The organism is Kribbella sp. CA-293567, from assembly GCF_027627575.1.
In the GTDB taxonomy this organism is placed as follows: Bacteria; Actinomycetota; Actinomycetes; order Propionibacteriales; family Kribbellaceae; genus Kribbella.
This window is the reverse complement of record NZ_CP114065.1, coordinates 905,412-928,910: the sequence shown is the minus strand read 5'-3', so window position 1 is coordinate 928,910 and position 23,499 is coordinate 905,412. Positions and strand designations below refer to the sequence as shown.

The window sequence follows — 23,499 nt, the reverse complement described above, 5'->3', positions numbered from 1 at the left end:
AACCGTTCTGTTGTTGAGCTTTCGGGATCTTCGAAGTCTGCGAAATCTTCTGCCGAAACCCGGACCCCCCTTGCGTTCCGGCGATCCGTTGGGCACGATGGCCCGGTCACGTCGTTACCGATGCGTGATCATTCGGACGCTGTCTCGTGACCTGCCCGGATGCCCGTCCCCTGCACCCCGAAGGGAGTGGTACCTCACCAGACTGCGGAGCCCGGTGCGGCCGATCGCCATCGATCCGGCCGACGATCCGAGCCTCACGCACCCAGGTGACGTCCACCTTCGCCTCGCTCCGGCCGCACTTGCCCGGAGTCGGAGGTTCTCGGGGCAAGTGCGCACGCGGCTGAATCATCCGGGCTGGAAGTTCACCATGCCCAGCTCATGAGGAGCAGAAATCTGATGTCCAAAGCTCGACACGCCCGTCCCCGCCGAAGTACCCGGCGGGTCGTCCGGACCCTCTCCATCGCCGGCCTCGGCGCCGGAATCACCGCCGCAGGCGCGGGAGGTGCGTTCGCCGCCGACTACCAGGTCAAGGCCGGCGACACCCTCTCCGAGATCGCGCAGGCCACCGGTGCCGACTGGCACCAGCTGGCCGAGCTGAACAATCTCGAGAACCCGGACCTGATCCTGATCGGCCAGACCCTCAAGCTCGACGGCGTCCCCTCGACCGCCGCCCGGCAGACCGAGCGGAAGCGCACCGTCGCGAAGAAGGGCTCCGCGGAGCAGCCCCGCACGGTGAAGAAGGTCAAGACGGTCAAGAAGCGCGTGGTCGAGCGCAAGGAGCGGAGCAGCCGCTCCGAGGACCGTCCTTCGAACAACAGCAGCAGCAAGGCCAACCTGAGCGGCGCCTGGGCCAAGGTCGCCAACTGCGAGTCCAGCGGTAACCCCAGGGCCGTGAACCCGGCCGGCTACTACGGGCTGTTCCAGTTCGACCTGCAGACCTGGAAGAGCGTCGGCGGCTCGGGCAACCCGGCCAAGGCGTCGGCGGCCGAGCAGCTGATGCGGGCGAAGAAGCTGTACTCCCAGCGAGGCGCACAGCCTTGGCCGGTGTGCGGCAAGTACCTGCGCTGACCCCTCACCGCGGCCCGCGGGCGGACCTCAGCTCCTGCCCGCGGCCGCGGTTCAGCGCGTGAGCACCAGCATCTCGTCGGCGCCGGCCTGGAACTCGTAGGGCACCTTGCGGATCTCGGACCGGACCGGCCGCAGGGCGTCGAGCAGTTCCGGGAGATACCGGACCGGTTCGCCGGCGCCTTGCTGTACCAGCGGAAAGATCCGCACCTCGTCGCGGCTGACCCGGATCAGTTCCCGCAGCGCGGCCAGATGCCAGTCACGGTCGTAGGTGCCGGCCCAGGTGAAGATCAGGTGCGAGCAGAGCACCAGGTCGAACTGCCCGTCCTCGAACGGCAGCGCCGGCAGGCCGCCCGCGACATACCGCTCAGGTGTCACCGACACGTCCTGCAGGAAGCGGTCGGCCGCCTCGATGCGCATCTCGTCCCGGCGCCCGGGATCGCCGTACCAGGTCCAGACGAAGCTGCCGGCGTGCTGATCGACGATCTGCGCACCGTCCGGCAGGCTCCGGCGTACGGATTCGAGCAGCTCCGCCGCGGGCAGCTCGTACGCCGGATCGACCGCGACGGCATCGACACCCCGCGCGGCGGCCTCGGCGGTGAAGCTCGACCCGCCGGCGCAACAGTCGAGCACCGAGCCGGGCAGCTCGGACAGGTCGAACATCGCCTCGTACTCCTGGTACGAGCGAGACGTCACCAACATGCTGGGCACTACCTCTCGACGGGTCGTCTACCGATCCGGCGGTCGAGAAGTGTCGCCCCGGCGGCCAGAGCCAGGAACAGTAGCGCCACGAACAGACAGTTCAGCAGAACCTGTCCATAACCGTGGTCGCCGACATCGACGAACGGGTAGGGATAGAAGCCCGTGCCCTCGCCGCGGATCAGGGTGAAGGCCAGCCAGAGCAGCGGAAAGACGATCGACCAGCCGGCGATCCGCGGGCTGGTCCGGCCACGCGGCCCGGCCAGCAACCACCCCAGTACGCCGAGCAGCGGGGTAGCCGTGTGGAGCAGAAGATTCGCCACCCACCCCCAGCCCGTCGGACTGTCCGTGCCGGCCAGCACCAGGTGGTAGACGATTCCGGTCACCGCGATGCAGAGCACCCCGTTGAGTCGCAGCGTCTTGAACAGAGTGCTGTCCTGCCGGCCGGCCCCGAGAGCCAGCAGCAGACACGTCACGCCGAGCAGCAGATTGGACTGGATCGTGAAGTAGGCGAAGACGTTGAGCACCCGCTCGGGGTTCTCCCGGTAGAAGCCCTCACCGCCGCTGGAGGTCGCTGACACCAGGCACTGTGTCACCACGCCGATCGCGACCACCGCCGCGGTGACACCGTGCCAGACCCGCCCTGAAGCCGTTGTCATACTCGCAATGTACGGCTTTCGGACGGCTCCTGCTCCTCGACCTCGCCGGTGTAGCTGAACGAGACGAAACCGTCGATCACCAGCACGATCGTCCAGGTCCATGCCGGGCCGAGCAGTGCGTCGAAGCCCTTGCCGGACAGCAGCCCCAGGGCGACCATCACGCCGACGCCGACGGCGTACGCGAGGACGTGCCGGTACCAGCCCTGACGCTCGTGCCGCGCCTTCGCCCGGGTGCCCTTCTTCGGCTTCACCGGCCGGGGCCCGTCGGCAAACCTGTACGCCGCCCAGCCGTCGGCCCACTTCAGGCTGCGGTGACCGAAGCCGACGCTGACGCCGATGAAGATCGCGGCCAGTGAGTGCTTGAACGACGGCTCGCCGCCGGAGCGGATGTCGATCACGCTGGCGACCAGCATCACGACGTCGACCAGCGGCACCATCGCGAGCAGCACCATGCCCAGCCGCGGCATCCGCAGCAGGTAGCGGGTCAGCATCCCTGCCGCGAGCAACACCCAGAACCCGATCTCACACCCGGCGATCACTGCGAGCAGCACGGGACCCACCCCTTCGTTTATTAGTACGACCGTGTCAATAAGCCGACTCTAACACGGCTGTGCTAAAAAGAGCCATGCCAAAGATCGTCGACCACGACGCCCGCCGCGAGGAGATCGCCCAAGCGCTGTGGCGGGTGATCCGTCGCGACGGCATCCGCGCCGCCTCGGTCCGGACCGTCGCCGCCGAGGCCGGCTGGTCCGCGGGCGCGGTCCGCTACTACTTCCCCGACCAGGACGGCCTGATCAGTTTCGCGATGGACCTGGTCGCCCGCCGGGTGCGGGCCCGGATCACCGCCATCGAGCCGACCGGTACGCCGACCGAGATCGCCCTGCGCTATCTGGAGGAGGTGATCCCGCTCGACACCGAGCGGAAGGCCGAGTTCGACATCTGGCTCTCCTTCACCGCCCAGGCCCAGGCCGAGTCGGGCGCCGGCGGTCTACGCGAACTCCTCGGCCCGGTCCACGAAGGACTCCGCCTGCTGTGCGAGCAACTGCTGCAAAGCCTGTCCGAAGCAGGGGCACTTCGTCCTGACCTGCCGCTTCAACTCGAGGTCGACCGGCTGCACGGATTGATCGACGGACTGGCCCTGCACGCCGCCACCCAGCCCCTGCACACCACCCCGGACCGGGTCCGGGAGATCCTCCGCGCGCACCTGCGTGAGCTGCAGCCGTAGAACTCGTTGGCCGGCAGGCGAAGAAGATGGACAAGCCCTGACTAAAAGGCGGTCCCGCGTGGCACGATCCCCTACATGCAGACCGAGGGGGTGATCGTCGTCAGCGGGATCATGGCGGCCGGAAAATCCACCGTCTCCCAACTGCTCGCGGAACGTTTCCAGTACGGCGTCCATCTGCGCGGCGACGTGTTCCGCCGGATGATCGTCAGCGGCAAGGCGTCGTCCGCGATCGAGAACGGCGCCGAGGCCCAGAAACAGCTCAAACTGCGCTACCGGCTGGCCTGCCAGGCCGCCGACGGCTACGCGCAGGGCGGTTTCACCGTCGTCCTGGAGGACGTGGTGATCGGCGAACTGCTGCGGGAGTTCCTGGACGGCATCCAGACCCGTCCGCGCTACCTGGTCGTCCTGACGCCCCGGCCCGACGTGATCCACGACCGGCTCGGCTACGGCCACGAGCACTCGGTCGACGAGCTCGACTACGAACTGCACGCCTTCAGCCCGCGCCGCGGCCTGTGGCTGGACAACTCCGACCTGTCCCCGCACGAGACCGTGGACGCGATCCTCGGCCGGCTCGACGAGGCCCGGTTCGAGTAGTCGGCCCGGCTACTCCGGAGTAGTTTGGCTGGATGGCGACCGTCCGGCGTACTTCGTGCAACCTGTGTGAGGCCATCTGCGGCGTGCTGGTGACCGTCGAGAGCGGGCGGGTCACCGACATCCGCGGCGACGAAGCGGATCCGCTGTCGCGCGGGCACATCTGCCCGAAGGCGGTGGCATTGCGCGACCTGCAGGAGGATCCCGACCGCCTGACCCAGCCAGTACGGCGTACTGCGACCGGCTGGCAGGAGCTCGGCTGGGACGAGGCCTATGCCTACGTCGCCTCTCGGCTGCGGGCCGTGCAGGAGACGTCGGGGCGCAACGCGATCGGCGTCTACCTCGGCAACCCGAACGTGCACAGCGTCGGCGCGATGACCCACATGCCGGCGGTGGTCCGGCTGCTGAAGACCCGCAACCGCTTCAGTGCCACGTCGGTCGATCAACTGCCGCACATGCTGGCCGTCCATCTGCTCTACGGGCATCAGTTGATGGTTCCGGTGGCGGACATCGACCGCACGTCGTACCTGTTGATACTCGGGGCGAATCCGCTCGCCTCGAACGGGAGCATGATGACCGCGCCGGGATTCGGGCGACGGCTGAAAGAGCTGCGCAAGCGCGGCGGCCGGGTCGTGGTGATCGATCCGCGGCGGACCGAGACGGCAGCGGTCGCCGATGAGCACCACTTCGTCCGGCCGGGAACGGATGCCGCGTTCCTGCTGGCGCTGATCCACCAGATTCTGCTCGACGGTTCGGCGAGACCGGCGGCGTACGTGGACGGACTCGACACCGTCGAGGAGGTGACCCGGGAGTGGACCCCGGAGCGCGCGGCCTCGGTGACGGGAATCGCGGCGGGCGACATCCGGCGGATCGCCCGGGAGTTCGCCGCGGCCGAGACGGCTGCTTGTTACGGGCGGCTCGGGGTGTCGACGCAGCAGTTCGGCGCGATCTGCCAATGGGCGGTGCAGGTGCTGAACGTCATCACCGGCAACCTCGATCGGCCGGGTGGCTCGATGTTTCCGCGACCGGCGGTCGACACGCTGCGCGGGATCGGGCGGGGACACCTCGGCGCCTGGAAGAGCCGGGTGCGCTCGCTGCCCGAGTTCGGTGGAGAGCTGCCGACGTCGGTGATGGCCGAGGAGATCCTGACGCCGGGCGACGGGCAGATCCGCGCGATGGTGACGATCGCGGGCAATCCGGTGCTGTCGACGCCGAACGGGCGGCGGCTCGACGAGGCGCTCGAGACGCTGGACTTCATGGTCAGCGTGGACCCCTACATCAACGAAACCACCCGGCACGCTGACGTGATCCTGCCGCCGACGCCGCCCCTGGAACGCGAGCACTACGACCTGGCCTTCCACCAGCTCGCCGTACGGAACACGGCGCGGTGGAACGACGCCGTACTGCCGAGGCCGTCGGAGTCCCGGCACGACTGGGAGATCTTCCGCGGTCTCGGCCTGGCACTGCTCGGCAGTGCCGGCGGTGGCCTTCGGCAGAAGGCGATCACGGCACTGCGGTTGCGGCTGTCACCGCGTCGGGTGGTGGATCTCGGGTTGCGGGTCGGGCCCTACCGGTTGTCCGTGCGAAAACTGCGGAGGTCCGCCGGTGGCGTGGATCTGGGACCGCTGCAGCCGGCTCTGCCGGGTGCGCTGTACACGAAGAACAAGAGGATCCATCTCGCACCGGCGCTGATCCTCGACGACCTGCCGCGCGCCGCCTCGGTCCTGCTCGCGGCCGCGCCCGCCGACGACGGGCTGTTGCTGATCGGTCGGCGGCACCTGCGCAGCAACAACTCCTGGATGCACAACTCCGCCCGCCTGGTGAAGGGCAAGCCGCGTCACCAGCTGCTGATGAACCCCGCCGACCTGTCCGCCCGCGAGCTCTCGGACGGGCAACTGGTCGAGATCACCTCGGCCAGCGGCGTCATCTCCGTTGAAGTTGCCGCTAGCAACGAGATGATGCCCGGCGTGGTCAGTCTCCCGCACGGCTTCGGCCACAACCGCCCGGGTACACGACTGTCGGTCGCCAACCAGGTCGCCGGGGCCAGCGCCAACGACCTCACCGACAGCGCGTTCACCGACCCGGTGGCCGGCACCGCGGCCCTCAACGGCGTCCCTGTAACGGTCACCGCGGCACCCGCCTGACCCACCCAGTCAGTGGTGGGCTCGAACACCATCCGGTGGGCTCGGACAAGATATTTCTTGTTCAAGGTCACCAGGTGGTGTTCAAGCCCACCGCTGGTGGGCGCGTGATCAGGCGGGTGGTGGGCCTGAGCTGCCGCGGACCACCAGCGCGGGGGTGGAGTACAGGTGCGATTCCGGCAACGCGCCTTCCAGCAGGCCGAACAGCCGGTGCGCGACTTCGGCGCCATAGGCAACGATGTTGTGGCTCATCGCGGTCAGGGTCGGATGGGTCAACCGGCACAACGTCGAGTCGTCCCAGGCCACCAGGGTGACGTCGCCGGGTGAACTGAACCCGAGTTCGTTCACCACCGACAGGCCCGCGACGGCCATCAGGTCGTTGTCGTAGACGATCGCCGTCGGCCTCCCCTCCGCCGACAAGAGCTCCCGTGTCGCCGCGGCCCCGCCCTCACCGGAGAAGTCGGTGTGCACGACCCGGGCCTCCAGCCCGAGCCGCCGGCTCACCGCGGCGAACGCCTGGTCCCGGATCCACACGTGCCCGTGGTCCGGCGGCCCGGCAACCCGGGCGACCACCCGGTGACCGAGCGACGCGACGTGCTCGATCGCGGCGTACATCGCCGTCGTTCCGTCGGTCCAGACGCAGGCCAACCCGTCCGCGAGGGCCGGATCCCCGACCAGTACCGCGGGAAGGTCGAGCTTGCGCAGCAGCGGAATGCGCGGATCGTCGACCCGCAGGTCGACCACCAGTACGCCGTCCACACGGCGCTCGGCGGCCCACTTCCGGTACGTCGCCATCTCGCTGTCCAGGTCCGGCACGACCTGGAGGGCGAGCGCGTACGACCGGTCGCTCAGCACGGACTCCACGCCACCGACGAAGCCCATGTAGAACGGTTCCTCACTCAGGGTCTCGGCGGTCCGCGCCAGGACCAGACCGAAGGTCTCACTACGCGCCGCCGAGAGTTGCCGGGCAGCCCGGTTGGGCACCCACTCCAGCTCCTCGGCGACCCTCAGCACACGAGCCCGGGTGGCCTCACTGACCCCCGGCTGGTTGTTCAGCGCGTACGACACCGCGCCTTTGGAGACGCCGGCCCGTCGGGCAATCTCCTTGATCGTGATTCGGGGCACGATGGCCTCCTTCGAACGGGCGGTCCGAACCGGGACGGGCGGTCCGGCAGGCCCCTATTCTGCGACCGCCGTGTACTCCCCGTCTCTAGGTAACCGCTTGCCAACACGGAACGTGTCCGGGTGCTCCGCCAACCGGGATCCGGACACGGACAGTAGCCAGTCAACTACAGCCTTGCTGCCGGTTGCGGTAAGCGTTTGCCTTAGAGTGGTGAAGGCGGCTCGAGTGGTGATTACGGGGTGGTCGGGGGGCGGGTGGCTGGGATAGGCTGACCCAGTTACTTAACCGGTTCGGCAACGTCCAGTCCGGGGGCTTCCATGGGCAGCGGGAGACCCTGAAACGAGGAGAGAAAAACATGGTCGCAGTGGACAATCTGTCCCTACAGCTCTACACGGTCCGGTACAAGCTGGAGGAGGACTTCGACGCCACGCTGGCCCGTATCGCTGAGATCGGGTACCGCAAGGTCGAGCCCTTCGGTGTCGTCGGCCTGGCCGACCAGCTGGCCGAAGCGCTGCCCAAGTACGGTCTGTCGGCTCCCACCACGCACGCCGGCCTGCTCCGCGAGGAGAGTGGCCCGATCTTCGAGGTGGCCAAGAAGCTCGGCATCGGTACCGTCATCGACCCGTACGTCGAGCCTGCCCGCTGGCAGTCGGCCGAGGACATCCTGGCGACGGCCGCCGCGCTGAACGAGGCTGCCAAGGAAGCGGCCGACCACGGCATCACGGTCGGCTACCACAACCACCACTTCGAGCTCGAGACCGTGATCGACGGCGTGCACGGCCTGGAGATCCTGGCCGACAACCTGTCCGACGACGTCATCCTCGAGGTCGACACCTACTGGGCCGAGGTCGGCGGGGCCGACGTCCCGGCGCTGCTCGCCCGGCTCGGTGACCGGGTGAAGGCGCTGCACGTCAAGGACGGCGACGGCACCCTGAACAACAAGGCGCAGGTCGCGGTCGGAGCCGGCAGCATCGCCGTCACCGACATCCTCAAGGCGTCGCCGGGCACCCTGCGAGTGGTCGAGCTCGACGACTTCGAGGGCGACATCTTCGACGCCGTCGCGGGCAGCTTCGCCTACCTCACCGGGGAGGACGTTGCATGACTGCCGTCGGTGTAGGTGTGATCGGCGCCGGAGTCATCTCCGACGCGTACATCAAGAGCATGCAGAGTTTCCCTGATCTCAAGGTGGTCGCGATCGGCGACCTGCGACCGGAGGCGGCGGAGGCGAAGGCAGCGGAGTACGGGATCGAGGGCCACGGTGGCCCCGAGGCCGTGCTCGGCCACCCCGACGTCGAGATCGTGGTCAACCTGACCATCCCGATCGCACACGTCGAGGTCGCCCTGGCAGCCGTTGCCGCAGGCAAGCATGTCTGGAGCGAGAAGCCATTCTCCCTCGACCAGCAGAGCGGCCTCAAGCTGCTCGAGACCGCCCAGGACGCGGGGCTCCGGCTGGGCTGCGCGCCCGACACGATCCTCGGCCCGGGACTGCAGCAGTCGCGACGGATCATCGAGCGGGGTGACATCGGCCGGCCGCTGACCGCGCTGACCCTGATGCAGTCGCCCGGCCCGGAGTCCTGGCACCCGAACCCGGCCTTCCTCTTCCAGGAAGGCGCCGGTCCCCTGTGGGACATCGGCCCGTACTACCTGACCACGCTGGTGCAGCTGTTCGGCCCGGTCGCGGCGGTCGCCGGGATCGGCTCGAAGTCTCGGGAGAAGCGCACGATCGGCTCGGGCCCGCTGGCGGGCACGGACTTCGACGTGACCGTTCCGACCCACGTCAGCGCGATCGCGCGGTTCGAGTCGGGGCAGTCGTCGCAGAGCATCTTCAGCTTCGACTCGCCGCTGTCGCGGGGCGGGTTCGTGGAGATCACCGGCTCCGAGGCGACGCTGGCCGTGCCGGACCCGAACCGGTTCGACGGTGAGATCAAGATCCGCCGCCGGGGCGCCGAGGACTGGGAGGTCCTGGAGACCACCGAGGCGACCGCCGAACGCGGTACCGGCGTACTGGAGCTGGCGCGCGCGATCCGCGAGGACCGCCCGCACCGGGCCACCGGAGCGCTGGCCTTCCATGTGGTCGACGTGATGTCGTCGATCACCGAGTCGATCGACACCGGCACCTTCGTCGACGTCACCAGCACCGTCGAGGTTCCGCCCGTCCTGCCGGACGACTGGGACGTGCAGGCCACCACGATCTGATGACAGCACTCCTGTGAAGCTCCTGGACCCCCGGCGAACCTTCGTGTTCGCCGGGGACTCCGTCACCGACTGCGGCCGCCGGACGGATCCGGCCGGACTCGGCGACGGCTATGTGAAACTGCTGTCCGGCGCGTTCGGCGACGGCCGGCCGCGGATCGTGAACGCCGGCATCTCCGGTCACCGCGCGGCCGACCTCGCCGCGCGCTGGCAGACCGACGTCCTCTCGCACGAACCGGACGTCGTCTCCGTGCTGGTCGGCATCAACGACACCTGGCGCCGCTACGACAAGGACGACCCGACCTCGACCGAGGCCTACGAGCACTCGTACCGCGAACTGCTCGAGCCGCTCAGGACCAAGCAGCTCGTCCTGGTCGAGCCGTTCCTGCTGGCCGTCAAGGAGGAACAGCACGGCTGGCGGGAAGACCTCGACCCGAAGATCGACGTCGTGCGCCGCCTGGCCGCCGAGTACGGCGCGCTGCTGGTACCGGCCGACGTCGAGTTGAACCGTCAGGCCGTAACGCTTGGCGCCGCCACGCTCGCCGACGACGGCGTCCACCCCACCGCGACCGGTCATCAGCTCCTGGCCGAGTTGTGGCACCGGACCGTACTCGGCAGCTGACTCCGGCTTCGCCCTGCCGTAGGCTTTCTTCAGTTCGTCAAGTAATTCTTCGAAAGAGAGATCTCCTGTGACCTCGACGCTCCGGACCGTTTCGTTGACCACCGACGGTGGTGCTGCCTGGACCGTGCAGGCGGTGGAAGGTCCGGTGCCGGAGGCGAACAGCGCGCTGCTCGCGACGCCGGTCGCGGCGACCGTACCGGGAGAGGTCTACACCGACCTGCTCGCGGCCGGTGTGATCCCTGACCCGTTCGACGGGGACAACGAGGGCAAACTGCACTGGATCGGCAAGACGAGCTGGAGCTACCGGACGACCTTCGACTGGCAGCCGGACGAGCACGCCGTCCAGGAGCTCGTTGCCGACGGCCTCGACACGGTCGCGCGGGTGACGCTGAACGGGACCGAGCTCGGGCAGACCTGGAACCAGCACCGGTCGTACCGGTTCCCGGTCACCGGCCTGCTGGTTGCTGGAAGCAATGAGTTGACCGTCGAGTTCGCCTCACCGGTGGCGACCGCGAACCGGTTGCGCGAAGAGTCCGGGATGTGGCCGCACACCAATCTCCATCCCTACAACTCGATCCGCAAGATGGCCAGCAACTTCGGCTGGGACTGGGGTATCGACGTCGCGACCGCCGGCATCTGGCGGCCGTTGCGGATCGAGTCGTGGACCGGTGTCCGGATCGACTCGGTGCGCCCACTGGCCGGGGTCGACGGCGACCGCGGCGTACTGGACAGTCGAGTCGCGCTCGCTTGGCCGGACGGCGCCACCGACGAGGCCACCGTCACCGTCGAGGTCGGCGGCACCAGCACGCAGGTGACCGTCGCCGCGGGCACCCAAGAGGTTGCCGTCAGCTCGACGATCGACGCCGTCGACCGTTGGTGGCCGCGCGGACACGGCGAACAGCCCTTGTACGACGTCGCGATCACCGTCTCGGCAGGCGACCGAAGCCACGACTGGCAAGGCCGGGTCGGCTTCCGGACCGTCACCATGAACGTTGCCCCCGACAAGGACGGCGGCCCGTTCGTCCTCGCGGTCAACGGCAAGCCGATCTACATCCACGGCGCCAACTGGATCCCCGACGACGCCCTGCTCACCCGGCAGACGAGGGAGACCTACGAGCGCAGCATCCGTGACGCGGTCGACGCCAACATGAACCTGCTCCGGGTCTGGGGCGGCGGCATTTACGAGAGCGACGACTTCTACGACGTCTGCGACGAGCTCGGGGTGCTCGTCTGGCAGGACTTCCTGTTCGCGTGCGCGGCGTACTCCGAGGACGAGCCGCTGTGGAGCGAGGTCGAGGCGGAGGCCCGTGAGGCCGTCACCCGGCTGAGCAGCCACGCGAGTCTCGCGCTCTGGAACGGCAACAACGAGAACATCTGGGGCTACGTCGAGTGGGGCTGGCGCGAGCCGCTGGCCGGCCGTCCGTGGGGTGAGGGCTACTACCTCGACCTGCTCCCCCGCATCGTCGCCGAACTGGACCCGCGGACGCCGTACTCCGCAGGCAGCCCGTTCTCCTACGACCGCTACATCCACCCCAACGACGAGCGCAACGGCACGATGCACATCTGGGACGTTTGGAACCAGGTGGACTACTCGAGCTACCGCAAGTACAAGCCGCGGTTCGTCTCCGAGTTCGGCTTCCAGGGGCCGCCGGCCTGGTCGACGCTCACCTCGGTGGTGCACGACGAGCCGCTCGACCCGTACGGCGAGCAGATGCTCGTGCACCAGAAGGCCTTCGAGGGCAACCTCAAACTCGAGCGCGGCCTCGGCGACCACCTGCCGAAGTGGCGGACGATGGACGACTGGCACTGGACCACGCAGCTCAACCAGGCCCGGGCGATCGCCTACGGCATCGAGCACTTCCGCAGCCTGTTCCCGCTTAACACCGGCGCGATCGTCTGGCAGCTCAACGACAACTGGCCGGTCGTCTCCTGGGCAGCGGTCGACGGGCATGGTATCCGCAAACCCTTGTGGCACACGCTCAAGCGCGTGTACGCCGACCGCCTGCTGAGCGTGCAACCGCGCGAGGACGGCCCAGTTGTTGCCGCTCACAACGACACGGACGTTGCCTGGAGCACCGAGGTGACGGCGACGCGGCGCAGTACCGGCATGGGCAGTGAGGTGCTGGCAAGCGAAACGTTCCTGCTGCAGGTCGGCGCCCGCGACTCGGTGCTCAACTCGCTGCCCGAGTCGGTCGCCACCCCGTCCGACCCCGCCACGGAGTACGTCGAGGTACGCGCGGCAGATGGCGCTACGGCGTACTGGTACTTCGTCGAAGACACCTCCCTGCGAGTGGAAGCAGTCCCCTACTCCGCCGAAATCACGCCGACCGCCGACGGCTACGACGTGACGGTCACCGCAACCGCCCTGGCCAAGGACCTCGCACTGTTCCCCGACCGCCTCGACGCCGCGGCACGAGTCGACAGTTGCCTGGTCACCCTCAGCGCAGGCGAGTCACACACCTTCCACGTCACCGGCACAACAGCCCCAACCACACCGATCGACAAGCCAGTACTCCGCTCGGCCAACGACCTCATGGCGGGGTAAGCGGACGCTGCTGAGTGTGACGACCCGGTCACGCGGCATACTCGTGGCCTGTGACTGTTCACTGGGGGATCAGGCTCGCTGCGGTTGCCGCGGCCGCGGGCGTCGTACTGGCTGGTTGTGGTGACACGGCTGCTCCCCCGGAAACGGCAGCCGGTACGCCGATCGTGAGCGCACCTGTGACACCCACCAGCACCACGCCCTCGCCGACTCGTGGGCCCAGCAAGACGCCGAGGCCGGGTGAGTCTCACGAGACCAACCTGATGCCGATCGTCCAGCACGGCCCGCGGGGCAAGAAGCGCGTGGCGTTGACCTTCGACGCCGACCTCACTGCCGTCATGCGTAAGCGCCTGCTGCACGGCAAGGTCAAGTCGTACTACAACGAGCAGCTCATCAGCACACTTCGGAAGGAGCGGGTCCCGGCGACTCTGTTCCTCACTGGCATGTGGATGGAGCAGTACCCCGACCGCACCCGTGAACTGGCCGCCGATCCGCTGTTCGAGCTCGGCACTCACACCTATGCTCACAAGGCTTTCACCAAGCACTGCTACACACTGGGCACGATCGCCCGCGCCGATATGCTCACCGACGTACGCAGGGCGGTCGTCCTGCTGGATCAGCTCGATGCCCACGCCACCAGGTGGTTCCGCTTTCCCGGCGGCTGCTACGACGGCACGGCCCTGCATGAGCTCGCTCCGGCCGGTGTCACCGCGGTCGGCCTCGACGTACCGGGCGCTGACGGCTTCGCCAAGTCACCGAGGCCGATCGTCCAGCAGGTGCTCGGCAACGTCCAGAACGGGTCCATCGTCGTTCTGCACCTGCACGGCGGCGACAACGCGCCGTACACTGCCGAGGCGATCACCCCGATCATCACCGGGCTGCGCGAGCGGGGCTTCGAGTTCGTCACGGTGACCGAACTGATGAAAGATTGACCACCCCTCCTGGCGGGTAGCGGACCACCGAGGTGGCACCCTGGAGGCACGATGACGACGACAGCTGATTCGCGATCCCGTGGGCGCAGCCTGCGACGGGATGCGCTGGGCCTGGGTACCTCCACCGCGATCGGGATCTCCTCCTCCGCCCCGGCGTACTCGCTGGCTGTGGCGGTCGGCCTACTGGTCGTGTACGTCGGTGCCGCCGCCCCTCTGGTGCTGGCGGTCTCCGCGATTCCGGTCGTCCTGGTCGCGCTCTGCTTCCGGGAGCTGAACAGAGCCGAGCCCGACTGCGGTACGACGTTCCCGTGGACCCAGAAGGCGTTCGGCCTGGGAGTCGGCCGCATGGTCGGCTGGACCACGGTGATGGCCTGTGTGCTCGTCATGAGCAACCTGGCCCAGGTCGCCTCGGTCTACACCTATCTGCTGTTCGGACTGGACGGCGCAGCCGACTCCCGCGCAGCGCAAGCGGGTCTGGGGGCAGTGTTCATCATCGGTATGGCAGTGCTCGCCTACCGCGGCATCCGGGTCGCCGCCTGGACGCAGGCGACCCTGTTGACGGTGGAAGTCGTCGCACTGCTCTGGTTTGCCGTCAGTGCGTTCCGAGAGGCCGGCACCTTCAGCATCCCGCTGTCGACTGCTACCGGCGACAAGGCGTGGGCGACCGGCGTACTGGTGGCAGTGTTTCTCTACTGGGGCTGGGACTCGTCCTTCAGCGTCAACGAGGAGACCCGCGACCCCCGGCGTACTCCGGCCATCGCAGCACTCATCGCCAACGGCTTCCTGGTTCTCCTGTACGCCGTGGTCGCCTGGTCCGCCATCGCCTACGCGGGCGTCGACACGATGGCCGGCATCGCCGACGACGACTTCTTCTCGGTCCTGAGCAACGACCTGCTCGGTACTGCTGGCGGCAAGCTTCTGGTCGGCGCGGTACTGGTGTCAGCACTTGCCTCGACCCAGACCACGATCCTGCCGACGGCCCGGACCATGCTGTCGATGGCCAGACGAGATGCCTTCCCAGGACGGTTCGCCCGGATCTCCACTCGCTTCCACACGCCCAGCGTGTCCACTGCTGTCTTCGCAGTCGCCAGCCTGGTCATCTACGTGACTCTGGTGCTCATCTCGGACGCCGTACTGGCTGACGCGGTCGGGGCCGTCTCGGTGCTGGTGTCGCTCTACTACCTCGTCACCGCGATCGCAGTACCGGTCTACTTCGGCGGAGCGATCAAGGGCCGGGTGCTGCAGCGTCTGGTCGTCCCTGTACTGGCTGCCGCCTCCTTCGTCGCAGTACTCGTACTGGCTGTCTCGGACGTGGGTACCGGGCCCCTGGTTGTGGTGGGTGTGACCATGGTGGTGGGCGCGCTCATCATGTTCTCGATGAAGCCGCCGGCCGAGGGGGAAGGCAGGGCATGACACAGTCAGGACCACGCAGGCGAATGCGCAGCGCGGGCATCACGCTCGGGCTGACGGCACTCGTTGCTGCCTCGCTGACCGGCTGCAGCAACAATGACGACGACCAGCCGGACTATGCGGCGATCTGTGTCGATCCGGAGACCCAGCAGCGCGCCGACGACGACAAGTGCAAGGACGACCGGGAGTACCACGGGTCCGGCGCCGGCTTCTTCTGGTTCTACATGGCCACCCGCGGTGGTGCCTTCGTGCCGCCGATCGGTGGCCGCTACAACACCGCTGACGGCAGCTACAGCTCCTCCGGCCTGCGCAACGCCGGCGGCGGTACGGCGACGATCAAGCGCGGCGGCCTGGACACCAAGGGCGGCAACATCGGCACCATCTCGCGCGGTGGCTTCGGCAAGGCGGGCAAAGGGAGTTCTGGCGGCTGATGTGGCGACACTCGATCAGGCCCCGGCCGGGCTGGAAGGACAAGGTCGTCGAGCAGGGACTGGTCTTCCCGATGACGGACCTGCCCGACGGTAGCCAGACGCCGTACTGGAACGAGAGCGCCTGGTACGAGGTGACGATGGAGGAGGTCCTGCACCTCGAACGCGTCACCGAGGAGCTCTACGAGATGTGCAAGCACGCGGCCGCGGTGATGGCCTCGGGCGACCGCTTCAGCGACGCGCAGCTCGGGCTGGCCTCGGGCACGCTGCCGCTGGTCCGGGAGTCGCTGAAACGCGACGACCCGTCGGTCTACGCGCGCTTCGACCTGGTCTGGAACGGCGTCGAGCCGAAGATGCTGGAGATCAACGGGGACACCCCGACCGGGCTGGTGGAGTCGGCGGTGATCCAGTGGAACTGGCTGGAGGACGTCTTCCCCGAGGGCGACCAGTGGAACTCGGTGCACGACCGGCTGGTCCGGTGGTGGACCGAGAAGCGCGCGGCCGGGGCGTTCCCGGGCAACGAGGCGCACTTCTTCAACTCCGCCGCCGAGACCACCGGCGAGGAGGCGATGACGGTGGCCTACCTGCGCGACACGGCGGCGATGGCGGGGCTGGCGACGTACGGGCACGAGATCGAGGACCTCGGCTGGGAGTCGGAGCAGCGCGCGTTCGTCGACTGGGGCGGGCGGAGGATCCGGACCGCGTTCAAGCTGTACCCGTGGGAGGACATGCTGGACGACCAGTTCGGCAAGTACATCGTCGGCGGCCTCGAGCGGGAGCCGGTGCAGTGGATCGAGCCGATCTGGAAGACGATGCTGTCCACCAAGGCGATCCTGCCGGTGCTGTGGGAGCTCTACCCGGACCACCCGAACCTGCTGCCGGCGTACTTCGGGTCGCCCGGTGACCTGCTGGAGTGGGTGGCCAAACCCCTGCACGGGCGGGAGGGCAGCAACATCCGGATCCACACCATCACCGCCACCGAGGACGACGTCCACGACGGGCCCTACGACACCGACACGATGGTCTACCAGGAGTGGAGCCCGCTGCCGTCGTACGAGGGAAACCGGGCGGTGATCGGCAGCTGGATCGTCGACGGCGTCGCGGCCGGGATGATGGTGCGCGAGTCCGACGGCCCGGTCACCGACTACTACGCCCGGTTCGTCCCGCACGCGATCGGCAGCGAGGCCCGGCCGGACCAGGAGACGATCCAGAAGTGGCTGACCGAGTAGGCCCCAGGGTCCGCCGCTAGTCGAGGCTGACCGCGAGGTACTTGATCTCCAGGTACTCGTCGATGCCGACGGTGCCGCCCTCGCGGCCGAGGCCGGACTGCTTGACGCCGCCGAACGGCGCGGCCGGGTTGGAGACCAAGCCCTGGTTGAGGCCGATCATGCCGGTCTCCAGCTTCTCGCTCACCCGCAGCGCGCGGCCGAGGTCGCTGGTGAACAGGTAGGAGACCAGCCCGAACTCGGTGTCGTTGGCCATCGCGACGGCCTCGTCCTCGGTCTCGAACGCGGTCAGCGGGGCGACCGGGCCGAAGATCTCCTCCTTCTGCAGCCGCGCCGACTTCGGTACGCCGGTGAGCACGGTCGGCGGATAGAAATAACCGTTGCCTTCGGCAATCTTCCCGCCGGTCAGCACCTCGGCTCCCTGGGCCACCGCGTCGTCGACCAGGTCCTTGACCTTGTCCCGCTGCTTGGCGTCGATCAGCGGGCCGAGGTCGACACCTTCCTCGGTACCGCGCCCGACCTTGAGCGCCGACATCCGCTCGGTCAGCTTGGTGGCGAAGGCGTCCAGCACCGACGAGTGGACGTAGATCCGGTTGGCCGCCGTACAGGCCTCGCCGCCGTTGCGCATCTTGGCCAGCATCGCGCCCTCGACCGCCCGGTCCAGATCGGCGTCGGGGAAGACCAGGAACGGCGCGTTGCCACCGAGCTCCATGCTGGTCTTCAGCACCTTCTCGGCGGCCTGCTCGATCAGCTTGACGCCGACCGGGGTCGAGCCGGTGAAGGACAGTTTGCGGGCCCGGCCGTCCCGGATCAGCGGCTCCATCACGCCGCCGGAGTCATGCGTGGTGACCACGTTCAGCACGCCCGGCGGCAGCCCCGCCTCGGTCATCAGTTCCGCCAGCTTCAGCATCGACAGCGGCGTCTGGGCCGCCGGCTTGATCACCATCGTGCAGCCGGCGGCGACCGCCGGGCCGATCTTCCGGGCGCCCATCGCGGCCGGGAAGTTCCACGGCGTGATCAGCAGGCAGGGCCCGACCGGCTGGCGCATCACCAGCAGCCGGCCCTTGCCGTTCGGCGCGACCTGGTAGCCGCCCTCGATCCGGACCGCCTCCTCGGCGAACCAGCGGAAGAACTCCGCGGCGTACGCGATCTCGCCTTTGGACTCCGCGACGGGCTTGCCCATCTCCAGCGTCATCAGCAGAGCGAGGTCGTCGGCCCGCTCGGTCATCAGCTCGTAGGTCCGCCGCAGGATGTCGCTGCGCTCCCGTGGGGCGGTGGCGGCCCAGTCGGCCTGCGCCGCGACCGCCGCGTCGAGCGCGGCCACACCGTCAGCGGGACTCGCGTCCGCGACGTCGCAGAGCGTCGTACCGGTGGCTGGGTCCTCCACGGCGAGGGTCTTGCCGGCTTCCGCCGGTCGCCACTTGCCTGCGATGAAGAGTTCGGTCGGACAGGCCTCGACGACTTCCTGCTCCCGCGACATCGGTACGCCTTTCGCTAGTCGGCGTACCTACTCTAGGCCGCGGCTGTGGTCGCTGGCGCTGGCCGTGGTGCTGGTGTGAGGTGTTGGCCTCAGGCGGTGGCGACGAAGTGCGGGGCGTGGCGCGGGATGCTGCGGATGGCGCGGGTGAGGCCGGCTGCCGTGGTGCGAAGGATGGCTGACCGGACTAGTCCATCGAAGGCCAGCGGGACGAGCATGACCTCGTCTGCTCCAGTACTGGCGGCCAGAGACGCCAGGCCTGCCGCCACTCCGGATCGGGTGCCCACGACGTACCCGGGCTCGTCCAGCAGCCGCTCGGCCTTGAGCCGCTCGCGACTGGTCAGTGGCGGGTCCAGCAACTCCATGAGTTCAGCTGGCGTGGCTCTGTTGGCCGCAGCCTTGATGCGCGACTTGAGGCGCACGTACTCCGCCAGTCGAGCTACTGCCTCGTCCTCCGTCTCAGCAGCGACCACGCCCACCGTCACACCGACGTACGGCTTGCCTGTCGGTCCGGTGGACTCGAAGCTGTCCCGGTACGCCGCCACTGATGCCAACGTGCACGCAGGCGTGCTGTGATGAGTCAGGAAGAGCGGCAGCCCGCGTACTGCGGCCACCTGCGCGCCCGTCGGGTTGTCGGTCATCACGAAGACAGGTGGCGGCAGCCCGGCCAACGCGAGTCGTACGTCGCCCACTGGCGCGCGGCCAGGCAGTCCATCGCGCAGGAAGCGGCACAGCTCGTCCAGCCGCTGTGGGAAGCTGTCCCAGCCCTTGTCGTTCACGCCGAGCGCAGCCGCAGTACTGGGTGGAACCGCCGGCGCCCTGCCGACACCGAGGTCAATCCGGCTCGGGTACGCCGCCGCCAACGCCGCGAACTGCTCTGCGACCACCAGCGGCCGGTGATTCGTCAGCTGCACACTGCCCGACCCCAAACGGATCCGGTCGGTCCTGGCGGCGAGTACTGCGGCCAGAACTGCAGGGCTTGCGCCCCCGGCCCCCCGGACGCCATGCTGCTCGGCAACCCAAAACCGCCGGTAACCCAGGTCGTCGGCCGCCTGGGCCACCTCGACGGTCTCCCGGAGGGCGGCCGCGGCGGACTGTCCCGGCAGCTGCGGCACCACGTCGAGCACCGAGTGAGCTGAGACCGGGAGTCCGGGAGCGGCTTGGCTGTACACCCGCCCACCGTCGCAGCCCGGGCCGGATTGCACATGGGGGCTCAGCCCCCATGTTCTGCTCGGCCGGCACCCAGGCTCCCGGCCTCGGCGGGCGCCGGAAAATGGGTAGCCGGAGCCCTTGCTGTCCAGTCAGGTAGTCCTGCATCGTTCTCGGCGTCGGGAGTTCCGGAGCTACCGGCAAGCTGGATTCCTGTGCCGAACAACCTTCCACCAGAGGTCGTCCGGCACGGGCGATGCTGGACCGCGGGGTGGTCTACCCCCAGTCGTCATCCCGCGGTACAGCACGGCTTTCAGTACCTGCCCGTAGGTAATCAAACGATCGTGGAAGGAATATGGGGGCTCCATACCCATGGCAGCACCCAGGTCCGAGTGGCACCCTGAGCGCGTGCTCAACTCCGCAGCCACCGGGACCGCCCGACTGGACCACTCAAACGCTTGGTGGTCCGCCGGGATGGGCCCGCACGAGCAGGGCCGGCCGATGCCGGCCTGGGCGGAGTACGTAGAACGCAGCACAGCCACCGCCGTCACTCCGCCACCAGTCACCGGTGACTGGCAGCAAGCACTCGTCCGGTGCCTCGAACCACTGCTGGCCACCGCCCGGCAGGACCTGGCCACCGCGGGACAGACCGGCGTACTGACCGACCAGTTCCTGCACCGCCTGGGCCTCCGCCTGGTACGCCTGGCCTCACGCACCTTGGTACTGGAACTCGCCCGGGCTCGCGACCGCGGCGAACTGGCCGGCGAAACCCCGGCCGAACGTTTTCTCGACTTCACCCACCGGCTCGAAGGAGGGAGCGAGCTGGCGGAGTTCCTGGCCGCATACCCGGTGCTGGCCCGGGTCCTGGGCGAGGCGTGCCGACAGGCTGTCGAGGGACACCTCGAACTACTGGCCCGCCTCGCCGAGGACCGCGAGCAGATAGTCACCGAGTTGCTGGCAGGAACCGACCCCGGCCCGCTCGTCTCCATCGAAACCAGCGGCGACCCCCACCGCGGCGGCCGAGCCACCGCGATGCTGACTTTCACCGACGGCCAGCAAGTCGTCTACAAACCGCGCCCGCTCGACCTCCACCAGCATTTCAACGACCTGGTCGCTTGGATGAACGACAAGTCCGGCATCGGTCTCCAGACCGTCCGAGTGCTACGTAAGCCGGGCTACGGATGGCTCGAGTTCATCCGGCACACGTCGTGTACCGACCTCGCCGAGGTACGCCGCTTCTACCACCGGCAAGGGGCTCTGCTCGCACTGCTATACGTTCTCGACGGCACGGACATGCATCACGAGAACCTGATCGCCCATGGCGACCAGCCGGTTCTGGTTGACGTCGAGACTCTCTTCCACCCCAGTCAGTCGCTCTCTGGTTTGCCCAGCGAGGACCCGGCGTACGCGGCCCTCCACAGGTCCGTCTATCGGACCGCCCTGCTCCCCCTGCTGATGACGGGTGAGCACGGTGTCGTCGACATCTCCGGACTGGGCGGCGACTCGGGCGAACTGTCACCGAACAACTCGATCGACTGGGACGACGCGGGGCTCGACACCATGCACCTGGTACGCCGACCGCACAGGACGCGGGCCAGCCAGAACCGTCCGCATCTCGACGGTGCCGCGATGGAGCCTCGCGAGCACGATCTCGCTCTGCTGGCAGGGTTCCGCGCCGCGTATGAGGCGATTGCCTGGAACCGGAGCGAACTGCTCGGCCCTGACGGCCTGCTGACCGACTTCTACGACGACGAGATGCGGTACGTCCCGCGCGCAACCCAGGCATATGCGAGCCTGCTCGACGAGTCGACCCACCCCGACGCCCTGCGCGACTCGGCCGGCCGCAGCCAGTTGCTGGACATGCTCTGGGAGGCCGATCCCACGTTGCGCCGGTTGGTACCGGCCGAGCTCTCCGACCTCTGGGCGGGGGACATTCCATTGTTCTCGGCCCGGCCGAACAGCCTGGATGCCTGGGCTTCAGATGGCACCCGGGTGGCGAAGTTTTTCGCGCACACGGGTCTTGCCGCGGTCGAGACCAAGGTCGAGAAGCTCAGCGAGGTCGATCTCCATCGCCAGCAGTGGCTCATCTCAGCGACGCTGGCGACTCGTCCCGAACCGATCGTGCATGCCTGCAGCACGATCCGTAGCAGCCTGGAGACCGCCGAGGCCGACCCCGAGCAGTTACTCGCCGCTGCCACGAACATCGCCGACGAGATCATGGCGCGAGCGGAGGACGGCGCGGACGGCTGGGCGAACTGGCTGGGGCTCGACCTGCTGGACGACCACCACTGGCTGGTGATGCCGATGGGAGCCGGCCTGACGAACGGCTATACCGGCGTCGCCCTTTTCCTGGCTCAGATCGGCGCACTGACTGGAGCAAGCAAGTACACCGAGCTCGCCAAAGATGCGATCCGTCCACTGCCCCGGCTGCTCGACACCTTGATCACCCACAAGGAGGCCGCGCAAACGGTCGGCCCCGGCCTCTACGGCATGGGCGGGATCAGCTATGGCTTGCATCGGCTTCAGTCGTTGCTGAATGAGCAAGAGCTTGGTGATTGGCTCGCCACGTCGTTGGAGATCACCACTGGACTCGTCAGAGAAGCCGACCTGTTCCCCAGCTACTCCGAAGGGGCGGCTGGTGGCCTCGCGGCCATGCAGGCAATCCAGCACCACCCGCTGGCAGCAGCGCTGGCCGCTCGTTACGCCGACGAACTGGTGGAGATAGTCGATCGCGGCGTACGCCGCGAAGGAGCCGAGCCCCTCGACGGGTTTGCCCGTGGCTATCAGGGCATCGCGTGGTCACTCGGCCAGTACGGCGTACCCGGCGACAAGTACAGGGATGCCGCGTTGGCGGCGGCCGATCTGGGCCAGCACAGCGGGGTCGCCAATCCTGGTTGGTGTTCCGGCGGTGCCGGCAGCACCTTGGCCCGGCTCCGCGCCGGCGCGCCTACGGATATTGAGCCCTACCTCAAGTCCACCAGTGAACGTCCGGTGCTCGCCGACATGAGTCTGTGTCACGGCGAGCTCGGCGCAGTCGAGCCACTGCTGTGGCTTGACGAACGCGATCACCCAGCCATTGAGGCAGTCCGGCGCCGTCGGGCTGGGCTGGTGCTCGCGGCAGTACAGCAGTACGGACCGCAGTGCGGTACGCCACGGGGGGTGAGCTCGCCAGGTCTGCTGACAGGTCTGGCCGGCATTGGCTACGGCTTGTTACGCCTCGGCTTCACCAGGCGCGTCCCGTCGATCCTACTGCTCGAACCTATTACCGGGGCCTAGCACCCATCACAGTGCGGACCACCGGCCGCAACGAATCGACAGGGGAAAGAAATGACCACCCAGAACTCGCACGACGAGCTCGAACCGAGCCCGGCCGATCAGGGCCAGACCGATCCGATCGGTCCGATCACCATGCCTGAGAGAAGCCGGGCCGACCGCCGGGCCTTGGCACTCGTCGGCTCCACCAGTCTGCTCGCCGCCAGCGTGCTGGCAGTCAGCGACTCGGTGACCATTTGCTCCTCGATCAGTGCGCCGGTGACCGCATGACCGCCCAGAACCCGTCCTCGGAAGCTCAGTCCGCCGATCCCACCGGGGAGCAGATCGATCCGATCGGTCCGGTCTCCATGCCCAAGCGAAACCTGATCGGTGCCCGGGCCTACGCCTTGGTCGGAACCGCCAGCATGATCGCTTTCGGTGTCAACGCAATCGGAGGCCCCGAGACCGGGACTCTGCACACGATCAGCGTCGCCCCCCGATGACCGCCCAGCAGAGCCGGCCGGAGGAGCGGCCTGCCGACCTCACCAAGAAGCACGCCGACCCGATCGGCCCGATCACCCTGCTGACGCGCAGCCTGATCGGCTCCCGGGCGTTCGCCTTGGTCGGTGCAGCCAGCGTGATTGCTGTGGTTGTCACCGACACCTGCGATCCCGGGACATTACACACCATCAGTAAGTAGATCACACCTCGCGGTAATCGAGACGCCGAACTGGACCACAGCGAACGTTTGAATATCTCGTCCAG

At 68.1% G+C, this 23,499-nt stretch carries 21 protein-coding genes; 15 read left to right on the top strand and 6 right to left on the bottom strand.

Annotation, left to right across the window (positions count from 1 at the left end; all coding sequences use genetic code 11):
* Positions 1-396 precede the first annotated feature (396 nt).
* A complete protein-coding gene (locus tag OX958_RS04425) occupies positions 397-1,068 on the top strand; it encodes a transglycosylase family protein (RefSeq protein ID WP_270135871.1) in 672 nt (223 codons plus the stop codon).
* A gap of 51 nt (positions 1,069-1,119) precedes the next feature.
* Here OX958_RS04425 and OX958_RS04420 read toward each other — a convergent pair whose 3' ends face one another.
* From OX958_RS04420 to OX958_RS04410, 3 genes are read right to left on the bottom strand one after another with little or no spacing between them, the layout of a single operon-like run.
* A complete protein-coding gene (locus tag OX958_RS04420) occupies positions 1,120-1,767 on the bottom strand; it encodes a class I SAM-dependent methyltransferase (RefSeq protein ID WP_270135870.1) in 648 nt (215 codons plus the stop codon).
* An 8-nt stretch (positions 1,768-1,775) separates the two neighbouring features.
* The gene (locus OX958_RS04415) at positions 1,776-2,423 is read right to left on the bottom strand and encodes a Pr6Pr family membrane protein (RefSeq protein ID WP_270135869.1); all 648 of its coding nucleotides are present in this window, start codon (positions 2,421-2,423) and stop codon (positions 1,776-1,778) included.
* Positions 2,420-2,974, bottom strand: coding sequence for a 2TM domain-containing protein (locus tag OX958_RS04410; protein ID WP_270135868.1), 555 nt, complete (start codon positions 2,972-2,974; stop codon positions 2,420-2,422). The genes OX958_RS04415 and OX958_RS04410 overlap by 4 nt, the downstream gene beginning before the upstream one ends.
* Before the next feature lie 74 nt (positions 2,975-3,048).
* Here OX958_RS04410 and OX958_RS04405 point away from each other — a divergent pair, with 74 nt between their 5' ends.
* From OX958_RS04405 to OX958_RS04395, 3 genes are all read left to right on the top strand, one after another.
* A complete protein-coding gene (locus OX958_RS04405) occupies positions 3,049-3,648 on the top strand; it encodes a TetR/AcrR family transcriptional regulator (RefSeq protein WP_270135867.1) in 600 nt (199 codons plus the stop codon).
* Positions 3,649-3,723: 75 nt separating this feature from the next.
* On the top strand, positions 3,724-4,242 hold the full coding sequence (locus OX958_RS04400) for an AAA family ATPase (RefSeq protein ID WP_270135866.1): 519 nt from the start codon (positions 3,724-3,726) through the stop codon (positions 4,240-4,242).
* A gap of 32 nt (positions 4,243-4,274) precedes the next feature.
* On the top strand, positions 4,275-6,383 hold the full coding sequence (locus OX958_RS04395; protein ID WP_270135865.1) for a molybdopterin-dependent oxidoreductase: 2,109 nt from the start codon (positions 4,275-4,277) through the stop codon (positions 6,381-6,383).
* A 108-nt stretch (positions 6,384-6,491) separates the two neighbouring features.
* Here OX958_RS04395 and OX958_RS04390 read toward each other — a convergent pair whose 3' ends face one another.
* On the bottom strand, positions 6,492-7,505 hold the full coding sequence (locus OX958_RS04390) for a LacI family DNA-binding transcriptional regulator (RefSeq protein ID WP_270135864.1): 1,014 nt from the start codon (positions 7,503-7,505) through the stop codon (positions 6,492-6,494).
* A gap of 353 nt (positions 7,506-7,858) precedes the next feature.
* On the opposite strand from OX958_RS04390, the gene OX958_RS04385 reads away from it, so the two are divergent.
* From OX958_RS04385 to OX958_RS04350, 8 genes are all read left to right on the top strand, one after another.
* The gene (locus OX958_RS04385; RefSeq protein WP_270135863.1) at positions 7,859-8,605 is read left to right on the top strand and encodes a sugar phosphate isomerase/epimerase family protein; all 747 of its coding nucleotides are present in this window, start codon (positions 7,859-7,861) and stop codon (positions 8,603-8,605) included.
* Positions 8,602-9,699: a Gfo/Idh/MocA family protein gene (locus OX958_RS04380; protein WP_270135862.1), complete on the top strand. Its 1,098-nt coding sequence runs from the start codon at positions 8,602-8,604 to the stop codon at positions 9,697-9,699. The genes OX958_RS04385 and OX958_RS04380 overlap by 4 nt, the downstream gene beginning before the upstream one ends.
* A 13-nt stretch (positions 9,700-9,712) precedes the next feature.
* Entirely contained in the window at positions 9,713-10,318 is a 606-nt protein-coding gene (locus tag OX958_RS04375; protein WP_270135861.1) for an SGNH/GDSL hydrolase family protein, read from the top strand.
* Positions 10,319-10,385: 67 nt separating this feature from the next.
* The gene (locus OX958_RS04370) at positions 10,386-12,863 is read left to right on the top strand and encodes a glycoside hydrolase family 2 protein (protein WP_270135860.1); all 2,478 of its coding nucleotides are present in this window, start codon (positions 10,386-10,388) and stop codon (positions 12,861-12,863) included.
* 50 nt (positions 12,864-12,913) lie between these two features.
* Positions 12,914-13,792 (top strand): polysaccharide deacetylase family protein, encoded by an 879-nt coding sequence (locus tag OX958_RS04365; RefSeq protein ID WP_270135859.1) that lies wholly within the window; start codon positions 12,914-12,916, stop codon positions 13,790-13,792.
* 51 nt (positions 13,793-13,843) lie between these two features.
* Complete coding sequence (locus OX958_RS04360; protein ID WP_270135858.1) at positions 13,844-15,205, top strand: APC family permease; 1,362 nt, start codon at positions 13,844-13,846, stop codon at positions 15,203-15,205.
* Positions 15,202-15,633 (top strand): hypothetical protein, encoded by a 432-nt coding sequence (locus tag OX958_RS04355; protein ID WP_270135857.1) that lies wholly within the window; start codon positions 15,202-15,204, stop codon positions 15,631-15,633. Before OX958_RS04360 ends, OX958_RS04355 begins: the two co-directional genes overlap by 4 nt.
* Positions 15,633-16,859, top strand: a complete 1,227-nt coding sequence (locus tag OX958_RS04350; RefSeq protein ID WP_270135856.1) for a glutathionylspermidine synthase family protein — start codon at positions 15,633-15,635, stop codon at positions 16,857-16,859. The genes OX958_RS04355 and OX958_RS04350 overlap by 1 nt, the downstream gene beginning before the upstream one ends.
* 16 nt (positions 16,860-16,875) lie before the next feature.
* Here the strand turns inward: OX958_RS04350 and OX958_RS04345 are convergent, their stop codons facing one another.
* Positions 16,876-18,336, bottom strand: a complete 1,461-nt coding sequence (locus tag OX958_RS04345) for an NAD-dependent succinate-semialdehyde dehydrogenase (protein ID WP_270135855.1) — start codon at positions 18,334-18,336, stop codon at positions 16,876-16,878.
* Between the two features lie 89 nt (positions 18,337-18,425).
* Positions 18,426-19,505: an MsnO8 family LLM class oxidoreductase gene (locus tag OX958_RS04340; RefSeq protein WP_270135854.1), complete on the bottom strand. Its 1,080-nt coding sequence runs from the start codon at positions 19,503-19,505 to the stop codon at positions 18,426-18,428.
* A gap of 385 nt (positions 19,506-19,890) precedes the next feature.
* Between OX958_RS04340 and OX958_RS04335 the strand changes: the two genes are divergently transcribed.
* The 3 genes from OX958_RS04335 (at position 19,891) to OX958_RS04325 (ending at position 23,434) form a co-directional block, all read left to right on the top strand.
* Positions 19,891-22,758, top strand: a complete 2,868-nt coding sequence (locus tag OX958_RS04335; RefSeq protein WP_270135853.1) for a type 2 lanthipeptide synthetase LanM family protein — start codon at positions 19,891-19,893, stop codon at positions 22,756-22,758.
* A gap of 51 nt (positions 22,759-22,809) precedes the next feature.
* Positions 22,810-23,025, top strand: coding sequence for a hypothetical protein (locus OX958_RS04330; RefSeq protein ID WP_270135852.1), 216 nt, complete (start codon positions 22,810-22,812; stop codon positions 23,023-23,025).
* A gap of 208 nt (positions 23,026-23,233) precedes the next feature.
* Entirely contained in the window at positions 23,234-23,434 is a 201-nt protein-coding gene (locus OX958_RS04325) for a hypothetical protein (protein ID WP_270135851.1), read from the top strand.
* Positions 23,435-23,499 lie beyond the last annotated feature (65 nt).